This is a genomic window from Hoeflea sp. 108 (genome assembly GCF_000372965.1).
Classification (GTDB): domain Bacteria; phylum Pseudomonadota; class Alphaproteobacteria; order Rhizobiales; family Rhizobiaceae; genus Aminobacter.
In genome coordinates this window covers 3,106,876-3,126,070 of the sequence record NZ_KB890024.1, presented here as the reverse complement: position 1 = coordinate 3,126,070, position 19,195 = coordinate 3,106,876, and the positions used below count along the sequence as shown (strand labels likewise).

Annotated in this window: 19 protein-coding genes; 11 read left to right on the top strand and 8 right to left on the bottom strand. The window is 63.3% G+C overall.

What is annotated here, in order from left to right:
• Positions 1-39: 39 nt before the first annotated feature.
• Positions 40-993 (bottom strand): alpha/beta hydrolase, encoded by a 954-nt coding sequence (locus B015_RS0115510; RefSeq protein ID WP_018428633.1) that lies wholly within the window; start codon positions 991-993, stop codon positions 40-42.
• 195 nt (positions 994-1,188) lie between these two features.
• Between B015_RS0115510 and B015_RS0115505 the strand changes: the two genes are divergently transcribed.
• Complete coding sequence (locus B015_RS0115505) at positions 1,189-2,115, top strand: ABC transporter ATP-binding protein (RefSeq protein ID WP_026227325.1); 927 nt, start codon at positions 1,189-1,191, stop codon at positions 2,113-2,115.
• Positions 2,112-2,873 carry an ABC transporter permease gene (locus B015_RS0115500; protein ID WP_018428631.1) on the top strand — a complete coding sequence of 254 codons (762 nt, stop codon included), beginning with the start codon at positions 2,112-2,114 and terminating at the stop codon, positions 2,871-2,873. Before B015_RS0115505 ends, B015_RS0115500 begins: the two co-directional genes overlap by 4 nt.
• A gap of 24 nt (positions 2,874-2,897) precedes the next feature.
• Here the strand turns inward: B015_RS0115500 and B015_RS30960 are convergent, their stop codons facing one another.
• Positions 2,898-4,901 (bottom strand): EAL domain-containing protein, encoded by a 2,004-nt coding sequence (locus B015_RS30960; RefSeq protein ID WP_018428630.1) that lies wholly within the window; start codon positions 4,899-4,901, stop codon positions 2,898-2,900.
• Between the two features lie 310 nt (positions 4,902-5,211).
• Between B015_RS30960 and B015_RS0115490 the strand changes: the two genes are divergently transcribed.
• On the top strand, positions 5,212-6,249 hold the full coding sequence (locus B015_RS0115490; protein ID WP_085941095.1) for a methyltransferase: 1,038 nt from the start codon (positions 5,212-5,214) through the stop codon (positions 6,247-6,249).
• Positions 6,250-6,275: 26 nt separating this feature from the next.
• Here the strand turns inward: B015_RS0115490 and B015_RS0115485 are convergent, their stop codons facing one another.
• Positions 6,276-7,199: a cation transporter gene (locus tag B015_RS0115485; RefSeq protein ID WP_018428627.1), complete on the bottom strand. Its 924-nt coding sequence runs from the start codon at positions 7,197-7,199 to the stop codon at positions 6,276-6,278.
• Positions 7,200-7,400: 201 nt separating this feature from the next.
• Here B015_RS0115485 and B015_RS32200 point away from each other — a divergent pair, with 201 nt between their 5' ends.
• The 5 genes from B015_RS32200 (at position 7,401) to B015_RS0115460 (ending at position 12,725) form a co-directional block, all read left to right on the top strand.
• Positions 7,401-8,096, top strand: a complete 696-nt coding sequence (locus tag B015_RS32200) for a DUF2461 domain-containing protein (RefSeq protein ID WP_018428626.1) — start codon at positions 7,401-7,403, stop codon at positions 8,094-8,096.
• 80 nt (positions 8,097-8,176) lie between these two features.
• Positions 8,177-9,826, top strand: a complete 1,650-nt coding sequence (ettA, locus tag B015_RS0115475; RefSeq protein WP_026227323.1) for an energy-dependent translational throttle protein EttA — start codon at positions 8,177-8,179, stop codon at positions 9,824-9,826.
• A gap of 69 nt (positions 9,827-9,895) precedes the next feature.
• Positions 9,896-10,663 (top strand): trans-aconitate 2-methyltransferase, encoded by a 768-nt coding sequence (tam, locus tag B015_RS0115470; protein ID WP_018428624.1) that lies wholly within the window; start codon positions 9,896-9,898, stop codon positions 10,661-10,663.
• A 204-nt stretch (positions 10,664-10,867) separates the two neighbouring features.
• Positions 10,868-11,989 (top strand): beta-ketoacyl-ACP synthase III, encoded by a 1,122-nt coding sequence (locus B015_RS0115465; protein ID WP_018428623.1) that lies wholly within the window; start codon positions 10,868-10,870, stop codon positions 11,987-11,989.
• A gap of 118 nt (positions 11,990-12,107) precedes the next feature.
• Positions 12,108-12,725, top strand: a complete 618-nt coding sequence (locus B015_RS0115460; RefSeq protein WP_018428622.1) for an MOSC domain-containing protein — start codon at positions 12,108-12,110, stop codon at positions 12,723-12,725.
• 1 nt (position 12,726) lies between these two features.
• On the opposite strand, the gene B015_RS30950 is transcribed toward B015_RS0115460, so the two are convergent.
• The 4 genes from B015_RS30950 to tsaA all read right to left on the bottom strand — a co-directional run bounded on the left by B015_RS30950 (position 12,727) and on the right by tsaA (position 14,402).
• Positions 12,727-13,215: a hypothetical protein gene (locus B015_RS30950; RefSeq protein WP_018428621.1), complete on the bottom strand. Its 489-nt coding sequence runs from the start codon at positions 13,213-13,215 to the stop codon at positions 12,727-12,729.
• A 27-nt stretch (positions 13,216-13,242) separates the two neighbouring features.
• The gene (locus tag B015_RS30945) at positions 13,243-13,506 is read right to left on the bottom strand and encodes a hypothetical protein (RefSeq protein WP_018428620.1); all 264 of its coding nucleotides are present in this window, start codon (positions 13,504-13,506) and stop codon (positions 13,243-13,245) included.
• 77 nt (positions 13,507-13,583) lie between these two features.
• Positions 13,584-13,898, bottom strand: coding sequence for a DUF2293 domain-containing protein (locus B015_RS0115445; protein WP_018428619.1), 315 nt, complete (start codon positions 13,896-13,898; stop codon positions 13,584-13,586).
• Positions 13,899-14,402 (bottom strand): tRNA (N6-threonylcarbamoyladenosine(37)-N6)-methyltransferase TrmO, encoded by a 504-nt coding sequence (gene tsaA / locus B015_RS0115440; protein WP_157632881.1) that lies wholly within the window; start codon positions 14,400-14,402, stop codon positions 13,899-13,901. It abuts the gene before it with no gap.
• 119 nt (positions 14,403-14,521) lie between these two features.
• Here tsaA and B015_RS0115435 point away from each other — a divergent pair, with 119 nt between their 5' ends.
• Both B015_RS0115435 and metF read left to right on the top strand, forming a co-directional pair.
• On the top strand, positions 14,522-15,523 hold the full coding sequence (locus B015_RS0115435; protein WP_018428617.1) for a metalloregulator ArsR/SmtB family transcription factor: 1,002 nt from the start codon (positions 14,522-14,524) through the stop codon (positions 15,521-15,523).
• Positions 15,523-16,437, top strand: coding sequence for a methylenetetrahydrofolate reductase [NAD(P)H] (gene metF, locus B015_RS0115430; protein WP_018428616.1), 915 nt, complete (start codon positions 15,523-15,525; stop codon positions 16,435-16,437). Before B015_RS0115435 ends, metF begins: the two co-directional genes overlap by 1 nt.
• A gap of 459 nt (positions 16,438-16,896) precedes the next feature.
• Here the strand turns inward: metF and B015_RS0115420 are convergent, their stop codons facing one another.
• Complete coding sequence (locus tag B015_RS0115420; RefSeq protein ID WP_018428615.1) at positions 16,897-17,793, bottom strand: DMT family transporter; 897 nt, start codon at positions 17,791-17,793, stop codon at positions 16,897-16,899.
• A gap of 173 nt (positions 17,794-17,966) precedes the next feature.
• Between B015_RS0115420 and B015_RS0115415 the strand changes: the two genes are divergently transcribed.
• Positions 17,967-19,190, top strand: a complete 1,224-nt coding sequence (locus B015_RS0115415) for an alanine racemase (RefSeq protein ID WP_018428614.1) — start codon at positions 17,967-17,969, stop codon at positions 19,188-19,190.
• The last annotated feature ends 5 nt before the right edge of the window (positions 19,191-19,195 follow it).

The window sequence follows — 19,195 nt, the reverse complement described above, 5'->3', positions numbered from 1 at the left end:
ACGCTCTATCAGGAGTCCCCGGTCGCCGCCACCACGATGCTATGGACCAGTTGTCGCCGTCCGTTTGAGGGATAGAGCATCGAGCCAGCGGGCCAGATCGGCCATGATCATGTCCCGGTTCACCTCGTTGAGGCTTTCGTGGCGGGTCTCGGCATAAATCCTTGAAACGAGATTCGAAAAGCCCATCCGGCGCATGCGCGCAGCCAGTGCTTCGACCGCCTTGCCGCCATCGGTGGCCGGGTCGCGCTGGCCGCCGGCGAGATTGAAGGGCAGGTCCTTGCGGACGCCGGCGAAATTGCGGTCGTCGGCGCCGGCGAAGACCAGTTCGAAGACATCGATCCACATCGACACCGACGCATCCCAGCCGCAGAGCGGATCGGCGACATAGGTGTCGACTTCGGCCGGGTCGCGCGACAGCCAGTCGAAGTCGGTGCGGCGGTCGGCGATCTTTTTTGCCCAGTCGCCGAAGGTGAGCTTCGGCAGGATGCGGGAAGGCACGTCCGAGCCTAGCCGGAAACGTTCGAAGGCAAGGATCGCCTGGGCGAGTCGTCCCAGGATGCCGGCGGAGAAGTTGGCGTTCCAGATGGCGGCGGCAGCTACGCGGTCTGAATGGCGGAGCACGAAGTTGAGCGCGATCAGCCCGCCCATGGAATGGCCGAAGATGATGACGGGCAGGCCGGGATGGTCGGCGGCGATGCGGTCGTGGACGGCGAGAACGTCTCCCAGGACCTTGTCGACGCCATCCTTGCCGGCGAAGCGGCCGGTGGGGGCATCGGGTGCACGGGTCGAGCCATGGCCGCGATGGTCGTGGGCGTAGACATGGTAGCCATGGCCGGCGAGGAAATCGGCGAAGCGGGCATAACGCGCCGCATGCTCGGCCAGTCCATGGTTGATCTGGATGGCGGCGCGGGCCGGAACAGGGCTATGGCGGATATACAGATTGAGCTCGGCGCCGGTGGGCGAAGCGAGCGGGGTCACGATGTCGAAAGGCATTTTTTCTCCCCCTCAGGCAGGGACTGTTGGGGGACGCGGGTGCGGCCGTCAAGGCCGAGCGGGAGGCGCTTCACAGCAACTATGTCAGGAGGTGTCGGCGCCGGCCTTGTAGGCCAGGAGACAGCCCATATATTCCGCTAACCTTCCAGGGGCCGCTTGCCCCCGACACCTTTCCATTTCGCTGAAGTGATCGCCATGCAGCCGATTATCTCCGTTTCCAATCTGTCGAAGACCTATGCTTCAGGGTTTTCGGCGCTGAAGAACATCAATCTCGACATCCGGCGCGGCGAAATCTTCGCCCTGCTCGGACCCAATGGCGCCGGCAAGACGACGCTGATCAGCATCATCTGCGGCATCGTCAATCCATCCGAGGGGCGGGTGCTGGCCGACGGCCACGACATCATCAAGGACTATCGCGCGGCGCGCTCGCGCATTGGGCTTGTGCCGCAGGAACTGACCACCGACGCCTTCGAGACAGTGTGGGCGACCGTCAGCTTCAGCCGCGGCCTGTTCGGCAAGCCGGCCAATCCCGCCCATATCGAGAAGATCCTGAAGGACCTCTCTTTGTGGGAGAAGAAGGACAACAAGATCATGACGCTGTCGGGCGGCATGAAGCGGCGCGTGATGATCGCCAAGGCGCTGTCGCACGAACCGCAGATCCTGTTCCTCGACGAGCCGACCGCAGGCGTCGACGTCGAGCTTCGCCGCGATATGTGGGAGGTGGTGCGCCTGCTGCGCGAGACCGGCGTCACCATCATCCTGACCACCCACTATATCGAGGAAGCCGAGCAGATGGCCGACCGTGTCGGCGTGATCTCCAAGGGCGAGATCGTGCTGGTGGAGGAGAAGGCCGAGTTGATGCGCAAGCTCGGGCGCAAGCAGCTGACGCTGCAGTTGCAGGCACAGCTCGAAGCGTTGCCGGAGGCGCTGTCCAGCCACGGGCTGGAGCTGGCCGATGGTGGCCACGAGCTTGTCTATACCTATGACACACAGGGCGAGCGCACCGGGATCACGGCGCTGCTCAAGGATCTCAACGACGCCGGTATCCGCTTCAAGGACCTGCAGACCAAGCAGAGTTCGCTCGAAGAGATCTTCGTCAATCTGGTGAGGGAACGGCGATGAATTTTCACGCGATCCGCGCAATCTATCTGTTCGAGATGGCCCGCACCTGGCGCACGCTGCTGCAGAGCATCGTTTCGCCGGTCATCTCGACGTCGCTCTATTTCGTCGTCTTCGGCGCTGCCATCGGCTCGCGCATCAGCGAGATCAACGGCATCAGCTACGGCGCCTTCATCGTGCCGGGACTGATCATGCTGTCGCTCTTGACGCAGAGCATCTCGAACGCCTCGTTCGGCATCTATTTCCCGAAATTCGTCGGCACGATCTACGAATTGCTGTCGGCGCCGGTGTCCTACATCGAGATCGTCATCTCCTATGTCGGGGCGGCGGCGTCGAAATCGATCCTGCTCGGCCTCATCATCCTGGCGACCGCCTCCCTGTTCGTGCCGCTGCACATCGAACATCCACTGGCGATGATCCTGTTTCTGGTGCTGACTGCCGTCACCTTCAGCCTGTTTGGCTTCATCATCGGCATCTGGGCCGGCAATTTCGAACAGCTGCAGCTGGTGCCGCTGCTGATCGTGACGCCGCTGACCTTCCTGGGCGGCAGCTTCTACTCCATCGATATGCTGCCGCCGTTCTGGCGCACGGTGTCGCTGTTCAATCCGGTGGTCTATCTGGTGAGCGGCTTCCGCTGGAGCTTCTTCGGCGTGTCCGACGTCAATGTCGGCATCAGCCTGGGCATGACGCTGGTGTTCCTCGCCGCATGCCTGGTCACCGTCTGGTGGATCTTCAGGACCGGCTGGCGGATCAAGGCCTAGCACCCTGACCGGCCTGGCCTCCGGTCAGGCCGATTTCAGCACCGCGAGCGGCAGTTTCTGCATCGGCTTCCTGATGCGGAAATCGGCGGCACGGGCAGGGCGGCCGATGTGGAAGCCCTGCACCTGGTCGATGCCGAACTCTCGCATCAGTTCCATCTGCTCTTCGGTCTCGACGCCTTCCACCAGGATCTTGTGGCCGCGGTTGCGCACCAGGCCGATGATGTCCTGAAGCATGGCCCGGCCACGCGGGTCGGTGCAGTCGTGGAGGAACGAGCGGTCGATCTTGACCGTGTCGAAATCGATCAGGCGCAGCCATGACAGGCCGGCGAAGCCGGTGCCGAAGTCGTCGAGCCAGATCCTGATGCCGAGCAGCTTCAGGTCGCTGATGCAGCGGAGGATGTCCGAGTGCATCTCCATTTCGAGGCCTTCGGTGATCTCGAAGGCCAGCCTGCGGCCGTCGACGCCGGTTTCCCCAAGGATGGCGGCAATCGAGGTGGCAAAACCCGGCGTCTTGAGCTGCATGGGCGAAACGTTGACGCTGACGACGTCGACATGGCCGCCGGCGAGAAGCTCCTGGCAGGCGGTGTGCACGGCCCAGCGACCGAGCTCGATGATGGCACCCGTGCGCTCGGCCACCGGAATGAACAGGCTGGGCGGCACGGAGGTGCCGTCGAGCATCCTCAGGCGCATCAGCGTCTCGACGGCTTCGACACGGCCGGTGACGACATTCTGGATGGGCTGGTAGACCAGCGAGACGAGTTTCTGCTCGATGGCGATCTTCAACAGGGCAGCGATGTTTTCGCTCTCGTCGCTGCTCTGGGGGTCGTTCGGATCGAACAGCCAGGCGCAATTGCGGCCACTGGCCTTGGCCAGGTAGAGCGCGCGGTCGGCCTCGTGGATGATCTTTTCGAGCTTGGCGCCGGTCTGGTTGCGGGTGAAGGCGGCGCCGACGCTGACGGTGACGATGGACATGCCGTCGCGCCGGTAGTTGTGCTTGAGCGCCAGGTCCTCGACCGTGCTGCGGATGATTTCGGCAAGCTCGGCCACCTGCTCGCGGTCCGACAGGCGGGCGAGCGCGATGAATTCCTCGCCGCCGTAGCGGCCGATCGAGCCGTTGAATTGCGCGATGGTCGTGCCGAGCGCGTCGGCGATCAGGGTCAGGCAGCGGTCGCCTTCCTGATGGCCGTAGGAATCGTTGTACTTCTTGAAGAAGTCGACATCGATGAGGATGGCGGCAAAACCGGCGCCGAAACGCTGCCAGTCGTTCCAGTAGTCCCTCAGGCGCTCGTCGACGGCGCGGCGGTTCTCCAGCCCGGTCAGCGGATCGGTCCGCGACAGCCGCAGCAGCGCATGGCCGCGCTCGGTCGCCTCCTTCTGCTGGGTCTTGGCCTCAAGCGCGTTCAGGAAGACGTTGTAGCGCTCGCGGTTCAGCTTCCAGTTCACGAAGGAGGTGAAGGCGAAGCAGGAGATGTAGAAGGTGCCGAAGGCCAGTTGGTAGGGCGCGTTTTCGGGAATGAGATAGAGGGCGACGAAGAAGATGCAGAGGATGATGCCCGACGAAATCACCGAAAGCCGGAAGTGGAAGCTGAAGAACAGGTTCGCTCCCATCATGAAGATGGCGCCGAAGATCATGTAGTATGACATGGTCTGGGCGAGATCGGTCATGACGGCGGGCAACAGCCAGCCGGCATAGCCTGTAATCAGGGCGGTGGCGCAGGTGAGGTCGAGCCATTTGGTGTCGACCTCTCTGCGGATCTGGACTTCCAGAAGCAGCAGGACGCTGACGCCGATCGCGAACCGCGCGATGATCGTATAGGCGGCGACGTCGGGGATCAGCAGGACGTCGGTAACGGAAAACAGCAGATAGGTGATAACAGCGATCCACAGGCCCTGGCGCGTGTCCTTGCGGCGCGCGGCGGCCCCGGCCTGGCGGTACATGGCGCGCAACTCGGCATCCGACAGCTGGCGCGGCCCCTCGATGCCTGCGTCTGCCAGGTCTGCCAAAGTATGTGGCGTGCCTTGATCCATCGTCTCCTTTTCCGCGCTCAATGGGCCGTCCAGACGCATCTGTTGCGACGATGGACGTAGTTGCTCACCACTGACACGCAGCATTCCCCCAGTCCAAGAATACAACAATAACGTGCGGCTCTTACGGAATGCTACGCGCCGTCCACGAATTTTTAGTAAAATTGAATGAATGTTCCTAGGGGTGGCTGAAAGAAATATAAGCCGCCCCTCATAAAAGTTTTGGCTGCCACGAGATGAGAATTTTTGCCACTGGATAATGTCTCAAATCTCGATCATAAAATTAACGTCTCGTTAAGACTTGGGGTATCGCGTGAAACGTGTTGCATTTGACGGCGCTAGTCTCATCACTCCCGCGGCAATCGAAGCAGAGCTCGCTTCGACTTCAAAGAAATTCAAAGGTGAGAGCCTTCCAGTCGCCAAGGCGCATCTGGGGTTGCTTCTGAGCCTTGCCCAGCAGCGGTTTGAAAAAGGCAACGCTCCGGCCCGAATCATCCACGAACTGGCAGGGCAGTTGCACCAGGCGCGCGAGCGCTTTCCCGTCGATGTCTGGCAGGCGCTGATCCCGATCGCGCAGGAACATCCCGTCGCCGAATACTTCCTGCAGGACCCGTTCACCCGCTGGTCGTTCGAGAAGCCGCGCGGCTATTCCGGCGACGCCCAGCTGCTCGACTTCATCTATGGCCACAAGAGCGTCGATGCCGACGTGACGGGTTCGACGGAACTCGGGCGGGCGCTCTACGACTATACCAAGGATGCGTCGTCGTCGGTCGCGGTGCGCGAACGCCGCGACCTGCTGACCAAATATGTCGACGAGATCGCTGCGGCGCACGGCGCCGACACCGAGATCCTGACGGTTGCCGCCGGGCACCTGCGCGAGGCGGACCGTTCCACGGCGCTCAGGGAAGGGCGCATCAAGCGCTGGGTGGCGCTCGACCAGGACCCGATGAGCGTCGGCTCGATCACGCGCGATTTCACCGGCACCTGCGTCGAGACTGTCGATGGTTCGGTGCGCGGTATCCTGACCGATGCCTACAAGCTCGGCCATTTCGACTTTGCCTATTCGGCCGGCCTATACGACTACCTGTCGGAAAAGGTGGCGGTGAAGCTGACGCGCAAATGCCTGAAGATGCTGAAGCCGAACGGCACGCTTTTGTTTGCCAATTTCGCCCAGGACATCGTCGTCGACGGCTACATGGAGACCTTCATGAACTGGGCGCTGCTGCTGCGCTCGGAGGCCGACATGTGGAGCATCATCAACCACAGCGTCGATCGCAACGCGGTCGATGCCAGCGTGTTCTTCGGCGCCAATCGCAACATCGTCTACGGCGTCATCAAGAAGCGCGGCTAGCCTGGCCGGCGGCAACCCCTGCCGGCCTACTCGGCCCATTCCTTGTCGGCGGTAAAGGCGATGGTCAGCCAGCGGTCGGGACCTTCGTCGCCGATGGCATCGCCGATCTCGTCGCGCAGCCTGTCCCAGTCCTCGATTGCTTTCGGCGGCAGGCCCGGCGGCACGATGAAATAAAGCTCGACCTGCGACAGGCGTCCGATCCTGGCGACATAGGCCCGGTAGGCAAGAAAGCCGTGCCGTGCGACGGTGGTGCGCGCAACATCGTCGACATGGGCCTTGAGGTCGGCGGGCGTGATCAGCAGGATATCGGCGAGGGCCTGGCGCACGGTGCCCAGCGGCATCGGAATGATGACCAGGCAGACCAGCGCCAGCACGGCCGGGTCGACATAAGGCGCAATCCAGGCAAGGCCGGTGCCTTCGACAAGCCAGCCGCCGATGAAGGCGACAAGCAGTGCTGCGGTGATGCCGCCCGACATCATCCAGGCGGTTGCATCGAGCGCGACGAAGTCGGACTGGATGGTGCGGTTGGCGCGGCGACCGACATAAGCCATGACCAGGCAGGTGGCGAGGGTGACGACTGCATAGACGATGGCGTAGTCGAATTCGAGCTGGTGTCCGCCCGACAGCAGGCTGCTGATGGCGTTGATCAACGCGTAGACCGAAACGCTCATCAGGACGATGCCGTTCATGCCGAGCACGATCGGCTCCAGATGCCAGAAGCCGACCGAAAAGCGCTTGCGCAGCCGGCCTTTGCCGCTTTCGGTGGCGTAGCTGGTGATGAGGCGCGCGACCACCAGAGCCAGGATGGTCATCGAGGCATCGGCAAGCGAGTAGGCGCCGTCGAAGGCGATCGAGAAAGATCCCGTGAGGATACCGAAGACGATGCCGAACAGGGCGACCACGAAGGTGACGGCGATGGAGAGCTTGAGGACTTGCGCTTCGGTGAGCATGGGGCTCCTTGGCGGAATGGGAGGCGTCGGGGGCTTTCGGGAACGACCCGTGTCGAGGGGCGGGATGATAGCTGCCGGTTTGGCGCAGACAAGGTTCTTGCCGGTCCTGTACCGTGACGTCAGCGTCTGGCAACAGCCTCGCTGAGGTGCCTTGGCGCTGGCGAAGGCGGTGATAGTCTCGCCGTCGTCGAGCAGTGGAGCATGGTTGTGGCTGGTGACGGATTTGACGGTTTCCCGCCCGAGACGCTGCAGTTTCTGCGCGGGATCGAGGACAACAACAGCAAGTCCTGGTTCGATGCCAACCGCGATCTCTATGAGGCGGGCTACGTGGCGCCGGCCAGGCGCTTCGTTGAAACTGTCGGCCGGCGGCTTGTGACGATTTCGCCGACAGTGCGCTTCGATGCCAGGATCAACGGCTCGATTGCCCGCATCAACCGGGACGTCCGGTTCTCCAAGGACAAGCGGCCCTACAAGAACCATCTCGATATCTGGTTCTGGCATGGCGACAAGAAAGGCTGGGATTGCCCCGGCTTCTACATGCGCATCGCCCCGAGCACGATCTTTCTCGGGACCGGCATGCACAGTTTTGAAAAGCCTGTCCTGGACGGGTTCAGGCGGGCGGTGACCATGGATGCTTCCGGAACGCGCCTGATGGCGACGATCAATTCAATCGATGGCGCCTACCAGATCGGCGGCGAGACGCGCAAAAGCGTGCCTCGCGGCTTCGACCCCGATCATCCGCGTGCAAGGCTGCTCAAGTTCGAGGGGCTTTATGCCGGAATCGAGCTGCCGGCCAAGGCCGCCGAGGCGTCCGATTTCGCCGGGCAGGCGCTGTCGCATTTCGCCGCGACATGGCCGGTCGGACGCTGGCTGCTGGAGGAGGTGGCGCATTCCTGAGCCAAATGGCGATTGCCGTTTGGGGTGGGATGGCCTACATAGCGCGCAAATCTCCGTTCACTGAAGCAGGATACGCGCGCGTGGCACGCCAGTTCATCTATCACATGTCGGGACTGACCAAGTCCTACGGCACCAAGAAGGTGCTGGATAATCTCAATCTGTCGTTCTACCCGGACGCCAAGATCGGCATCCTCGGCCCCAACGGTGCCGGTAAGTCGACCGTGCTCAAGATCATGGCCGGCCTCGACAAGGAATGGTCGGGCGAGGCCTGGCTGGCCGAAGGCGCCACTGTCGGTTACCTGGCGCAGGAGCCGCATCTCGATCCGGCCAAGACCGTGTTCGAGAACGTCATGGACGGCGTTGCCAAGAAGACGGCCATCATCGAGCGCTACAACGAGCTGATGATGAACTACTCGGACGAGACCGCCGACGAGGGCGCGCGTCTGCAGGACGAAATGGACCGCCTCAACCTCTGGGACCTGGAACAGCAGGTCGAGATGGCCATGGACGCGCTGCAGTGCCCGCCCGGCGATTCCGAAGTGACCCAGCTGTCGGGTGGTGAGCGCCGCCGCATCGCGCTGTGCCGCCTGCTGCTCGAGCAGCCTGACCTTCTGCTGCTCGACGAACCGACCAACCATCTCGACGCCGAGACGACGGCGTGGCTGGAAAAGCACCTGCGCGACTATCCGGGCTCGGTGCTAATCATCACCCACGATCGCTACTTCCTCGACAACGTCACCGGCTGGATCCTCGAGCTCGACCGTGGTCGCGGCATCCCCTACGAGGGCAACTACACCAAGTATCTCGACGCCAAGGCCAAGCGCCTGATCCAGGAAGGCCGCGAAGACGACTCGCGCCAGAAGGCGATCTGGCGCGAGCGCGAGTGGATTGCGTCGTCGCCCAAGGCGCGCCAGACCAAGTCGAAGGCCCGTATCAAGGCCTATGAGGAACTGGTCGAGCAGTCGCAGAACCGCAAGCCGACCGACACGCAGATCGTCATCCCGGCCGGCGAACGCCTCGGCAATGTGGTGATCGAGGTCGACAGCGTGAACAAGGGTTACGGCGACGAGCTGCTGATCGAAAACCTGAACTTCAAGCTGCCGCCCGGCGGCATCGTCGGTGTCATCGGCCCGAACGGCGCCGGCAAGACCACGCTGTTCAAGATGATCACCGGCCAGGAAACGCCCGACAGCGGCTCGATCCGCATCGGCGAGACCGTCAAGCTCGGTTATGTCGATCAGAGCCGCGACGCGCTCGACCCGACCAAGACCGTCTGGGAAGAGATCTCCGGCGGCGCCGAAGTCATCAAGCTCGGCAAGCACGAAGTGAACAGCCGCGCCTATTGCTCGTCGTTCAACTTCCGTGGCGGCGACCAGCAGCAGAAGGTCGGCAACCTGTCGGGTGGTCAGCGCAACCGCGTCCACCTCGCCAAGATGCTGAAGAATGGCGGCAACGTCCTGCTGCTCGACGAACCGACCAACGATCTCGACACCGAAACGCTGGGAGCGCTCGAAGACGCTCTGGAAGCCTATGCCGGCTGCGCCGTCATCATCTCCCACGATCGTATGTTCCTCGACCGCATGGCCACGCACATGCTCGCCTATGAAGGCGACGCTCATGTCGAGTGGTTCGAAGGCAACTTCGAAGAGTACGAGAAGGACAAGATCCGTCGCCTTGGCGCGGAGGCTGCCGCCCCGCACCGGATGAGCCACAAGCGCCTGACGCGCTAAGGTTTTTGAAAACGCCCCGCCCAAAGCGGGGCGTTTTTGTTTTCAGGCATAGCTTCGGGAGTTTCCGACATGAAAGACTGGTCCGCCACGCAATATCTCAAATTCGAGGACGAGCGGACGAGGCCGTCGCGCGATCTCCTGGCCCAGATACCGCTGGGCCGGCCGAGGCATGTAGTCGACATCGGCTGCGGTCCCGGCAATTCGACCGAGCTGCTGGTCGAGCGCTGGCCGGACGCGAAGGTGTCGGGTTTGGACACGTCGCCCGATATGATCGAACAGGCGAGGCTGCGGCTTCCCGGCGTCGATTTCCAGCTCGCCAATGCGCGGGACTGGACGCCGGAAGAACCGGTCGACGTGATCTTCGCCAATGCGGTGTTTCAGTGGCTGCCGGATCATCAGGCTATTCTGGCCCGGCTGATGGGGCTGCTTGCGCCGGGCGGCTACCTTGCGGTGCAGATGCCCGACAATATCGGTGAGCCGTCGCATGTGGCGATGCGCGAGACCGCGGCCTCCGTGCCGTTTGCGGCGAAGATCGCAGGTGCCGCGCGCGGAAAATTGCCGTCGGTCGCTTCTTATTATGACCTGCTTGTGCCGCTGTCGGCGCGGGTCGACATCTGGCACACGGTCTACAACCACCCGCTGGCGGACGCTGCCGCGATCGTCGAATGGGTCAAGGGCACGGGCCTCAAGCCTTTCGTCGATCCGCTGGAGGCAGACGAGCGCGAGGCCTATCTCACGGCGTATGCGGCGCGCATCGCCGCTGCCTATCCGCCTGCTGCCGACGGCAAGGTCCTGTTGCGCTTTCCCAGGCTGTTCATGGTGGCGCAGAGAGGATAAGGCAGCATAGCAAGCTAACTGTCACACAAGGCGTATTCGAACGCCGGCATGTGACGTAAACTGCGCGGTGGCGAGTCCGGTGAATACGGGGACAGGACACGCCGGGAACCTTGCGGTTCCTTCTTGTTTGTTGGGGCGGGGTCCTTCGAAGGCAGATGGCCTCTCGGGGCCGTGCCCATGAGTTCATGCGGCGGACGGATTTTCATGCATCGCGTTATCATCAGTGGCATTGGCGTCGAAATTCCCGAGGCTACGATCAGCAATGACGAGCTGGTCGCGAGCTTCAACGCATGGGCCGACGGCGAGAATGCCAGGCGCGAAGCTGCCGGGCAGGAGCCGATCAAGAAATCGGACAGCGATTTCATCGTCTATGCCTCAGGCGTCAAGCAACGCCATGTGCACACGCTTGACGGCATCCTCGATCCTGAAAGGATGAGCCCGCGCATTCCGGCGCGCGCCGACGACGCGCTGTCGGTCGAGGCCGAGTTCGGCGTCGCCTCGGCCCGCAAGGCGCTCGACCATGCCGGGTTGACCGGCGCCGACATCGACATGGTGATCTGTGCTGCCTCGCACCAGCAGCGGCCCTATCCGGCAATCGCCATCGAGATCCAGAAGGAACTCGGCATAGAGGGTGCTGCCTTCGACATGAGCCTCGGCTGCTCGTCGGCGGCGGCTGCGTTGCATGTGGCCTTCAATCTCGTCCGTTCCGGCGGGCAGAAGCGCGTGCTGATCGTCACGCCGGAGATCATCACCGGCCACCTCAATTTCCGCGACCGGCAGACGCATTTCATTTTCGGCGATGCGTCGGTGGCGATGGTCATCGAGGCAATCGGGCCGAAGGAGACGCGGCCGGGGCGTTTCGAGATGCTGGACACGCGCAACTGGACGCAGTTCTCCAACAACATCCGCACCAATTTCGGCTTCCTGCTGCGCACCGGACAGGAAAACACCTCCGTCGTCGAGATGGAGGGCAACATGATCAAGCAGGTGGGCAACAAGGTGTTCAAGGAGGTGACGCATGCCGCGCACCGCTTCATCACCGCTTTCCTCGCCGACCACGGCATGACGCCGTCCGACATCAGGCGCTACTGGCTGCATCAGGCCAATGCACGCATGAACGCGATGATCCTGAAGCTGGCGCTCGGTCACGAGGCCGACCACGACACCGCACCGATGGTGCTGGAGCGACTGGGCAACACGGCGGCCGCCGGCGCGATCATCGCGCTCAAGGAGAACCACGAGGATCTGAAGCCGGGCGACCATGGGCTGATCTGCGCCTTCGGCGCCGGCTATTCCATCGGTGGCGCGCTGGTCAGGATGATGTGAGGCCGCTGTGCCGGGCCGTGCGATCCATCATTTCGGATGATCGCTGCGATCAGGCTTGTTGGCTGGATTTTCCGGCGGCTACGGATCAAAGCAGCAGTCTGAAACCGAGAGGCTAGAGATGCTCGACCCGACGATGCACAGGGAAGGCGAACCCGAGATTTTGCCGGGCAGAAAGCTCGCGGCGCGGGTTGCCGGCGTGTACACCGCGCCAGCGGACCATTTCGTCACGCAAGCGGTGGCGACGCTGCCGCTGAGCTTCGAGGGTATCGCTGGCGATTTCCATGCCGGACATACACGCCGTTCGGGCGGGCGCGAGCCGTGGTATCCGCGCGGCACCGAGATGCGCAACGAACGCCAGCTGTCCATCGTGGCGCCGGACGAGATGGCGATCGTGGCCGAACGCATGGGCCTGAACGAGATCAAGCCGGAATGGATCGGCGCCAATCTGCTGCTCGACGGCGTGCCGATGCTGTCGATGCTGCCTTCGGGCACGATGTTGTTCTTCAAGGGAGGCGTGACCATCAAGATCGACGGCCAGAACGCGCCATGCCGCGTGGCCGGGCGCTCTATTGCCGAGCATGCACGCATGGCTGATGGCGACGCCGGCTCGCTGCTGTTTCCGAAAGTGTCGCGCCGCCTGCGCGGGCTGGTCGCCTGGGTGGAAAAGCCAGGCGTGATCGCTGCCGGCGAAGAGGTTTCGGTGCGCGTGCCGGAGCAGTGGATCTACAGGGCGTAAATCAAGCCCGATGCGCCGGCAGGACGCGGTTTGCGAGGTCAGTGCCTTCACGCAGCCGGCCGTTCTCGACGTGCAGGAACGTTTGTCGCTCGCTATTGTTGTCGAAGATCGTCCATGCCGGCTGGCCATTTGCCGTCATGAACGAAACGACATGGCGATCGCCTGACAGCTCCAGGGACAGTTCAGGCAGCCGTCCGAACATGGCGATGTTTTCCACTCTCCGCCCTTCCAGCTGGCCAAGGACCGGTGGCCATTCGTCTTCCGGGCTCCAACTGCCGGCAAGGATCGACCGTTCGTCCTCGATCCGCCAACTCCATTCGAGCATGACGCTGTATTGGCCACGCGGATGTGCGGGCGACCCGTCGCGCCTGGTCGAGCCGCGCAGCTCGCCGATTTCGAGAAAGAGCGTCGAGCCATGGCCGCGCCAGACTGCACCGAGCGGGAGCGCCAGCAGTCCGGTCCTGTACTTCTCAAACAGCGGGTCGGTCATCCTTGCAATCGTCCAATTGCCAATGGCTCAGCGGGGCAGGGTGCTGCTGGTGGTGACCGAGGTCGGGTTCGGCTTCCTGATGGTCGTCACCTTGTAGGCCTTTCCCGCCTTGTCGTAGGTCGTCCAGTCGCCGACCTGCACGCCCGCGGCGAAGTGGCCGGAACGCAGCCTGGTGCCGTCCTTGCGGAACCACTCCCAATAGCCCTCAGCCTTGCCGGCGCTCGTCTGCCCGACGATCCACAGGCTGCCGTCCTTGTGATGGTGGCGATAGGGCTCGGTACCTGCCGTCATGCGCCTGCTCCTCTCAAGCCGCAACAGGGGCGGAGCAAAGCAGAGATGGCGCCGGCGGGCAACCGTCCGGCGGCGGCCTAGACGTCCTCGTCGTCGGGATCGAGCAGGCGGGTGGCGCGCCAGCGGGTGAGTGTGGCATTGACCTGGTCGATGACGAAGAAGCGGGCGGAATCGCGGTCGTAGCCTTCCGACAAAAGCTTTTCGTAATCGGTGTGGGCGTGGCGGACATGGGCGACGGTCGCCAGCCACACGGCAATCGACGGCGGCAGCGTCTTCATGTGCACGGCAAGCGCGTCGGCGCGGATCACCTCGGTGTCGGCGTAGGGCGCGAGCGGCAGGAGTGCTGTCAGCGCCTTGGCCACGGCGCGCTGGCGGCCGGTGGGGGCTGGCATTCAGGTGTCCTTGCTCGGGCGCGTGGCGTCAGCAATGGCGTCGACCGAGGCGAAATAGGGCTTCAGGTCGATGACAGGCGTGCCGTCGAGCGCGTCGATGGCGTCGAGTTCGATGACCCCTTGCTCGACGTCGAGCGCGACGATGCGGGCGACATGCAGACCTATTGGGTTGGGCCGGGCCGGCGAGCGCAGGGCGAAAACACCTTTTGCGTCAGAGGCATGGCGCGGTTTCTGGACAATCAGATTCCGCGGCGCCTGTTCGAACCAGCTGAGAATGACGACATGGCTGAAGCCGGCGAGCCCGGCGAGGCCGGCACGGTAGGGCGTGTCGACCGTCACGGTTGCCGTGCCGCCGCGCTCGCGGGCGGCATTCATGTTCTTGGGGCAGTCGTCGCGCAGCTTCCAGGGCGAGGCGATGCGGCCGATATAGGCGAGGCGGGCGTCGTCGGCATCAGTTGCCGGATCGCCCTGAAGCGCCACCTCGCCGTCGCGCTGTTCGAACATCTGCATGAGCACCTCCCACGGCCGCGCCATTTTCTTGCCCGCATGCGACATTGGGCGTTGCAATCGCTCGATACGTCACATAAAGATATGTTTATGTCTTTTGGCGAGAACCAAAGCCGATGCATGTGACGCTCGACACCATGGTAGATACCTTGAAGGCGGCAGCCGAATCCAGCCGCCTTCGCATCCTGACGCTGCTTTCGCACGGCGACCTGACGGTCTCCGACATCACGGAGATTCTCAGCCAGTCGCAGCCGCGCGTGTCGCGTCATCTCAAGCTGCTGCTGGAAGCCGGCCTGATCGACCGTTACCAGGAGGGCTCCTGGGCGTTCTTCCGCCTGTCCGACGCCGACCAGGCGCGCGGCTTCGTGCAAGGCCTCGTGGCCGGCATCGACAAGGGCGACGGGCAGGTGAGGCGCGACCTCGAGCGGCTCGATGACGTCAAGCGCAAACGGCAGGAGAGGGCGGCGCATTATTTCAGCGCCAATGCGGCAAGCTGGGACGAGATCCGCTCGCTGCATGCCTCCGACCGTGCCGTCGAGGCCGCTCTCGTCAAGCTGGTCGGCAAGCGGCCGTTCCAGTCGATGCTCGACCTTGGCACCGGCACCGGCCGGCTGCTCGAGATCTTTGCCCCGCTCTATCGCCGCGGCATTGGCATCGACATGTCGCGCGAGATGCTGGCGGTCGCGCGCGCCAATCTCGACAAGGCCGGCATCGCCAACGCCCAGGTTCGCCAGGGCGACATCTTCTCGCCGCCGGTGGAGCGCGACGCCTTCGACCTCGTCACCATCCATCAGGTGCTGCATTATCTCGACGATCCGGCCCGCGCCATCCAGGAGGCTGCGCGCCTGCTGCGCCCGTCGGGCCGGCTGGTGATCGTCGACTTCGCCCCGCATGGGCTCGACTTCCTGCGCTCCGAGCATGCGCATGCGCGTCTCGGCTTCTCCGATCGGCAGATCGAGGACTGGCTGTCCGAGGCCGGCCTGGAGCTCGAGGAGACCCAGGAATTCGAACCGCGCGGCTCGTCCAAGGCGAGCCTGACCGTGAAACTCTGGCTGGCGCGCGACAGGCGCCTGCTGATCGCCGACCCCAATCCTGAACTTGCGAGGGAAACCGCCTGATGAACCAATTTCCGCTCTCCAGGCGCTCCGACATCGGCAACAAGATCCGTGTTTCCTTCGAGTTCTTCCCTCCCAAGAACGATGACATGGAAGCGCGCCTCTGGGACACCGTGACCCGGCTTGAGCCGCTGCGGCCACAATTCGTGTCGGTGACCTATGGCGCCGGCGGCTCGACGCGCGAGCGCACGGCCCGCACGGTCAGGCGCATCCTTGAAGAGTCGACGCTGACGCCGGCGGCGCACATGACCTGTGTCGACGCCTCGCGCGAGGAGGTCGATCAGGTCATCGCAGAATTCGCCGCCATGGGTGTGAAGCGCTTCGTGGCGCTGCGCGGCGACCCCAAGGAGGGCGTTGGCGCCGCCTATCAGCCTTATCCCGGCGGCTATGCCAACGGCGCCGAGTTGGTGGGAGCGCTGAAGGCGCAGGGCGACTTCGACATCTCCGTGTCGGCCTATCCCGAGAAGCACCCCGAGAGTCCCGACTTCGTCACCGATTTCGACATGCTGAAGCGTAAGGTCGACAATGGCGCGACGCGTGCCATCACCCAGTTCTTCTTCGACAACGACCTCTACGAGCGCTACGTCGAGCGCGCCCGCAAGGCAGGCATCTACATTCCGATCGTGCCGGGCGTGCTGCCGATCCACAGCTTCACGCAGGTGGCCAACTTTTCCGCCCGCTGTGGCGCGCATGTGCCGAGCTGGCTGGCGGAGCGTTTCGAGGGGCTGGACAGAGACCCGCAGACGCATGCGCTGGTGGCTTCGGCCGTGGCGGTGGAGCAGGTGCTCGATCTGGTCGAGCGCGGCGTCAACGACTTCCACTTCTACACGATGAATCGCGCCGACCTCGTGGTGGCCGTGTGCCACATGATCGGCATCCGTCCGCAACCGGCACTGCAGGGATCGGCCGCGGCCTGATCGGTCGGAAAACGTCTGGAATCAAAAAGGCCGGGAGGGTGATCCCGGCCTTTTCGAAAGCTTCCACCTTGGAGGTGCTTTGGTCTTCCGCCGTCAAGCGGCCTATGGAAGAACTCCGACAATAAGCGCGCCGATGAAGGCAAAGGCAGCGCAAATCATGACTGCATTGATTGACCTAGTCAGTCCCATGCATAGCCTCCTCTTTGCAAGCCACAGGCCGGAATCTAGGGGCATTTCGGTCACACGCAAGGAAAAAATGTGCTGCATTGCGACAGAATTATGAGAAATACGACACGTTTTTTGCTCTTAGCCGTTGGATTTACTTGGTAAATGCACCGGCAAGGGTTGTGGAGAAATTGTGGCTAATCGATTAGCCACGACAGCGCCCAGGCCTCCCATTCAGCCTGCGACGGGGCACTGCAGCAATGCCGGGCAAGGCTCGCCATTTCGAATCCGCCGTCAGGCGCCGGCCGGCTGGCGGCGCTTGAACAGCCGCCCGTCGATGGTGACCAGTCCCAGCGCGATGAGCACCATGCCGCCCAGTTCGAACGGTTCGAGACGCTCGCCCAGGAAGCTCACCGACAGCAGCATGGCGCTTGCCGGCACGATGAGCGTCACCAGCGAGGTGTTGGTGGCGCCGGCCGAGGCCACCAGCTTGAAGAACAGGATATAGGCGAAAGCCGTGGCGACCAGCGCCAGCGCCAGCGTGGCCAGCCAGGCATTGCTGCTGGCTGCAAACAGGCCCGATGTGCCGTAGAGCGCCAGCACGAGCGGAACCATGATGATGGACGAGGCCGTCAGCTGGCCGGTGGCGATGATGGCGGGCGGAACGCCCCTCAGCCTGCGCGCCACCATCAAAGCGAGCGCATAAGAAAGCGAGGCGCCGACAAGGGCGAATTTGGCCCATACGGGGCCGCCGAGCCCGGCGACCATGCCCGGACCGACCATGATGGCGGTGCCGGCGATGCCCAATCCGATGCCGGCCAGCTTGTTCCAGTTCAGTTTCTCGTCGCTGGTGGCGATGTTGGCGATGATGAGGGTCCAGAATGGCGTGGTGGCGTTGAGCACCGAGGCAAGACCGGCGCCGATCTCGGTCTGGCCGAGGCAGATCAGCGAAAACGGGATGACGTTGTTGAGCACCGCCAGAAAGAACAGCGTGCCCATATGGGGCAAAGCGAGGCGGAAGGAAGGGCCGCGCAGCAGCAGGAACAGGTGAAGGGCAGCGCCCGCGATCAGCACCCGGAACATCACCAGCTTGAGCGGTACGATCTCGGCGACCGCGATGTGCACGCAGAAGAACGACCCGCCCCAGATGAGGCCCAGAAGCAGCAGCCTTGCCCAGTCACGTGCGCTCATTGCCGATCCCTTCTTCGCTTCGTCACATTCAATCGCTAAGCGCGATTCACCGATAGAGCCACCCGATTCAAAGAGCCTGACGCAACATTCCTGCCAAAGTCCGCCCGGAAATCTGCTCAGGTTGCATCGCAGTCCGCTTGGGTTAGATTTCAGCCGGCACACGAGGAGCTTCCATGCAGCGATTCGAGAATGCACGCGAGGCAGCCCTCGCTCTCCGCCCCGATGCCCCGGTTTATTGCTTCCGGCCGGAAGTGCTCAAGGCGGACGCGCGCGCCTTCATGGACATGTTTCCCGGCAAGACCGCCTATGCGGTCAAGACCAATGGCGAGCTGATCGTGCTGAAGGCCCTGGTGGAAGCCGGCGTGACGATGTTCGACGTGGCCTCGCCAGGCGAGTTCGCGGCGGTCCGCGAGGTCTCCAAGGAGGCCGAGATGATCTACATGCATCCGGTCAAGGCGCAGTCGGACATCAGGCTGGCGCTGGAGACCTACGGCATCCGCGTCATCGCCGTCGACCACGAGGACGAGATCAACAAGCTCAACCGCGTAGTGCGGGCGCTCGATATCGACCCAGGCGCCATCACCGTGTTCGTGCGCGTGCAGACCAAGGGCTCGGCGGCCTACGAGCTGTCGAAGAAGTTCGGGGCAGGGCCGGCCAATGCCGTCGAGCTGGCCGAACGGCTCAACCGCAACGGCTACAAGGTCGGCCTGTGCTTCCATGTCGGCAGCCAGATCGAGGATCCCGATACCTACGAGCGGGCGCTGGCCTCGGTCGACTGGGTCCGCAACCGCGTGTCGTTCGATCTGGCGGGGCTCGATGTCGGCGGCGGCTTCCCGGCCGAATATGGCCACGACCCCAACTCGAAGAAGCCGGCGATGCCCTCGATCGGCCAGATCATGTCGCGCTTTCGCGGCGACCTGAAGGAGTACAATTTCGACGAGATGCCGCTGGTGGCCGAGCCGGGGCGGGTGATCGTGGCGCGCTGCCTGTCGCTGATCGTGCGCGTGCTGTTGCGCAAGGGCAGGCGGCTCTACATCAATGACGGCATCTGGGCATCGCTGTCGGACTCATGGACCGGCAAGATCACCCTGCCGGCGCGCTTCATCCCCGATCCGGCGATCCGCACGCGCAACGGCGACGTCGGCAACATCGTTCCTTTCAAGGTGTGCGGGGCGACCTGCGATTCCGTCGACATTCTGTCCAGGCCGTTCTGGCTGCCCGAGACCATCGACACCGGCGACTGGATCGAGATCGGCCATATCGGGGCCTACTCGCTGTCGCTCAGGACCCGTTTCAACGGCTTTTATCCCGATACCTTCGTCGAGGTGACGACGCCATTCGACGAGGGCGACGCGCCGCAGGGCTTTGCCAGCCTGGAGACGATGGCGGCGGAGTGAGAGGG

What these genes read in the sequence shown, in the direction of transcription:
- B015_RS0115510 (WP_018428633.1), bottom strand. Translation starts at nt 993, where the DNA reads ATGCCTTTCGACATCGTGACCCCGCTCGCTTCGCCCACCGGCGCCGAG.
- B015_RS0115505 (WP_026227325.1), top strand. Translation starts at nt 1,189, where the DNA reads ATGCAGCCGATTATCTCCGTTTCCAATCTGTCGAAGACCTATGCTTCA.
- B015_RS0115500 (WP_018428631.1), top strand. Translation starts at nt 2,112, where the DNA reads ATGAATTTTCACGCGATCCGCGCAATCTATCTGTTCGAGATGGCCCGC.
- B015_RS30960 (WP_018428630.1), bottom strand. Translation starts at nt 4,901, where the DNA reads ATGGATCAAGGCACGCCACATACTTTGGCAGACCTGGCAGACGCAGGC.
- B015_RS0115485 (WP_018428627.1), bottom strand. Translation starts at nt 7,199, where the DNA reads ATGCTCACCGAAGCGCAAGTCCTCAAGCTCTCCATCGCCGTCACCTTC.
- B015_RS32200 (WP_018428626.1), top strand. Translation starts at nt 7,401, where the DNA reads ATGGTTGTGGCTGGTGACGGATTTGACGGTTTCCCGCCCGAGACGCTG.
- tam (WP_018428624.1), top strand. Translation starts at nt 9,896, where the DNA reads ATGAAAGACTGGTCCGCCACGCAATATCTCAAATTCGAGGACGAGCGG.
- B015_RS0115465 (WP_018428623.1), top strand. Translation starts at nt 10,868, where the DNA reads ATGCATCGCGTTATCATCAGTGGCATTGGCGTCGAAATTCCCGAGGCT.
- B015_RS0115460 (WP_018428622.1), top strand. Translation starts at nt 12,108, where the DNA reads ATGCTCGACCCGACGATGCACAGGGAAGGCGAACCCGAGATTTTGCCG.
- B015_RS30950 (WP_018428621.1), bottom strand. Translation starts at nt 13,215, where the DNA reads ATGACCGACCCGCTGTTTGAGAAGTACAGGACCGGACTGCTGGCGCTC.
- B015_RS30945 (WP_018428620.1), bottom strand. Translation starts at nt 13,506, where the DNA reads ATGACGGCAGGTACCGAGCCCTATCGCCACCATCACAAGGACGGCAGC.
- B015_RS0115445 (WP_018428619.1), bottom strand. Translation starts at nt 13,898, where the DNA reads ATGCCAGCCCCCACCGGCCGCCAGCGCGCCGTGGCCAAGGCGCTGACA.
- tsaA (WP_157632881.1), bottom strand. Translation starts at nt 14,402, where the DNA reads ATGTTCGAACAGCGCGACGGCGAGGTGGCGCTTCAGGGCGATCCGGCA.
- B015_RS0115435 (WP_018428617.1), top strand. Translation starts at nt 14,522, where the DNA reads ATGCATGTGACGCTCGACACCATGGTAGATACCTTGAAGGCGGCAGCC.
- metF (WP_018428616.1), top strand. Translation starts at nt 15,523, where the DNA reads ATGAACCAATTTCCGCTCTCCAGGCGCTCCGACATCGGCAACAAGATC.
- B015_RS0115420 (WP_018428615.1), bottom strand. Translation starts at nt 17,793, where the DNA reads ATGAGCGCACGTGACTGGGCAAGGCTGCTGCTTCTGGGCCTCATCTGG.
- B015_RS0115415 (WP_018428614.1), top strand. Translation starts at nt 17,967, where the DNA reads ATGCAGCGATTCGAGAATGCACGCGAGGCAGCCCTCGCTCTCCGCCCC.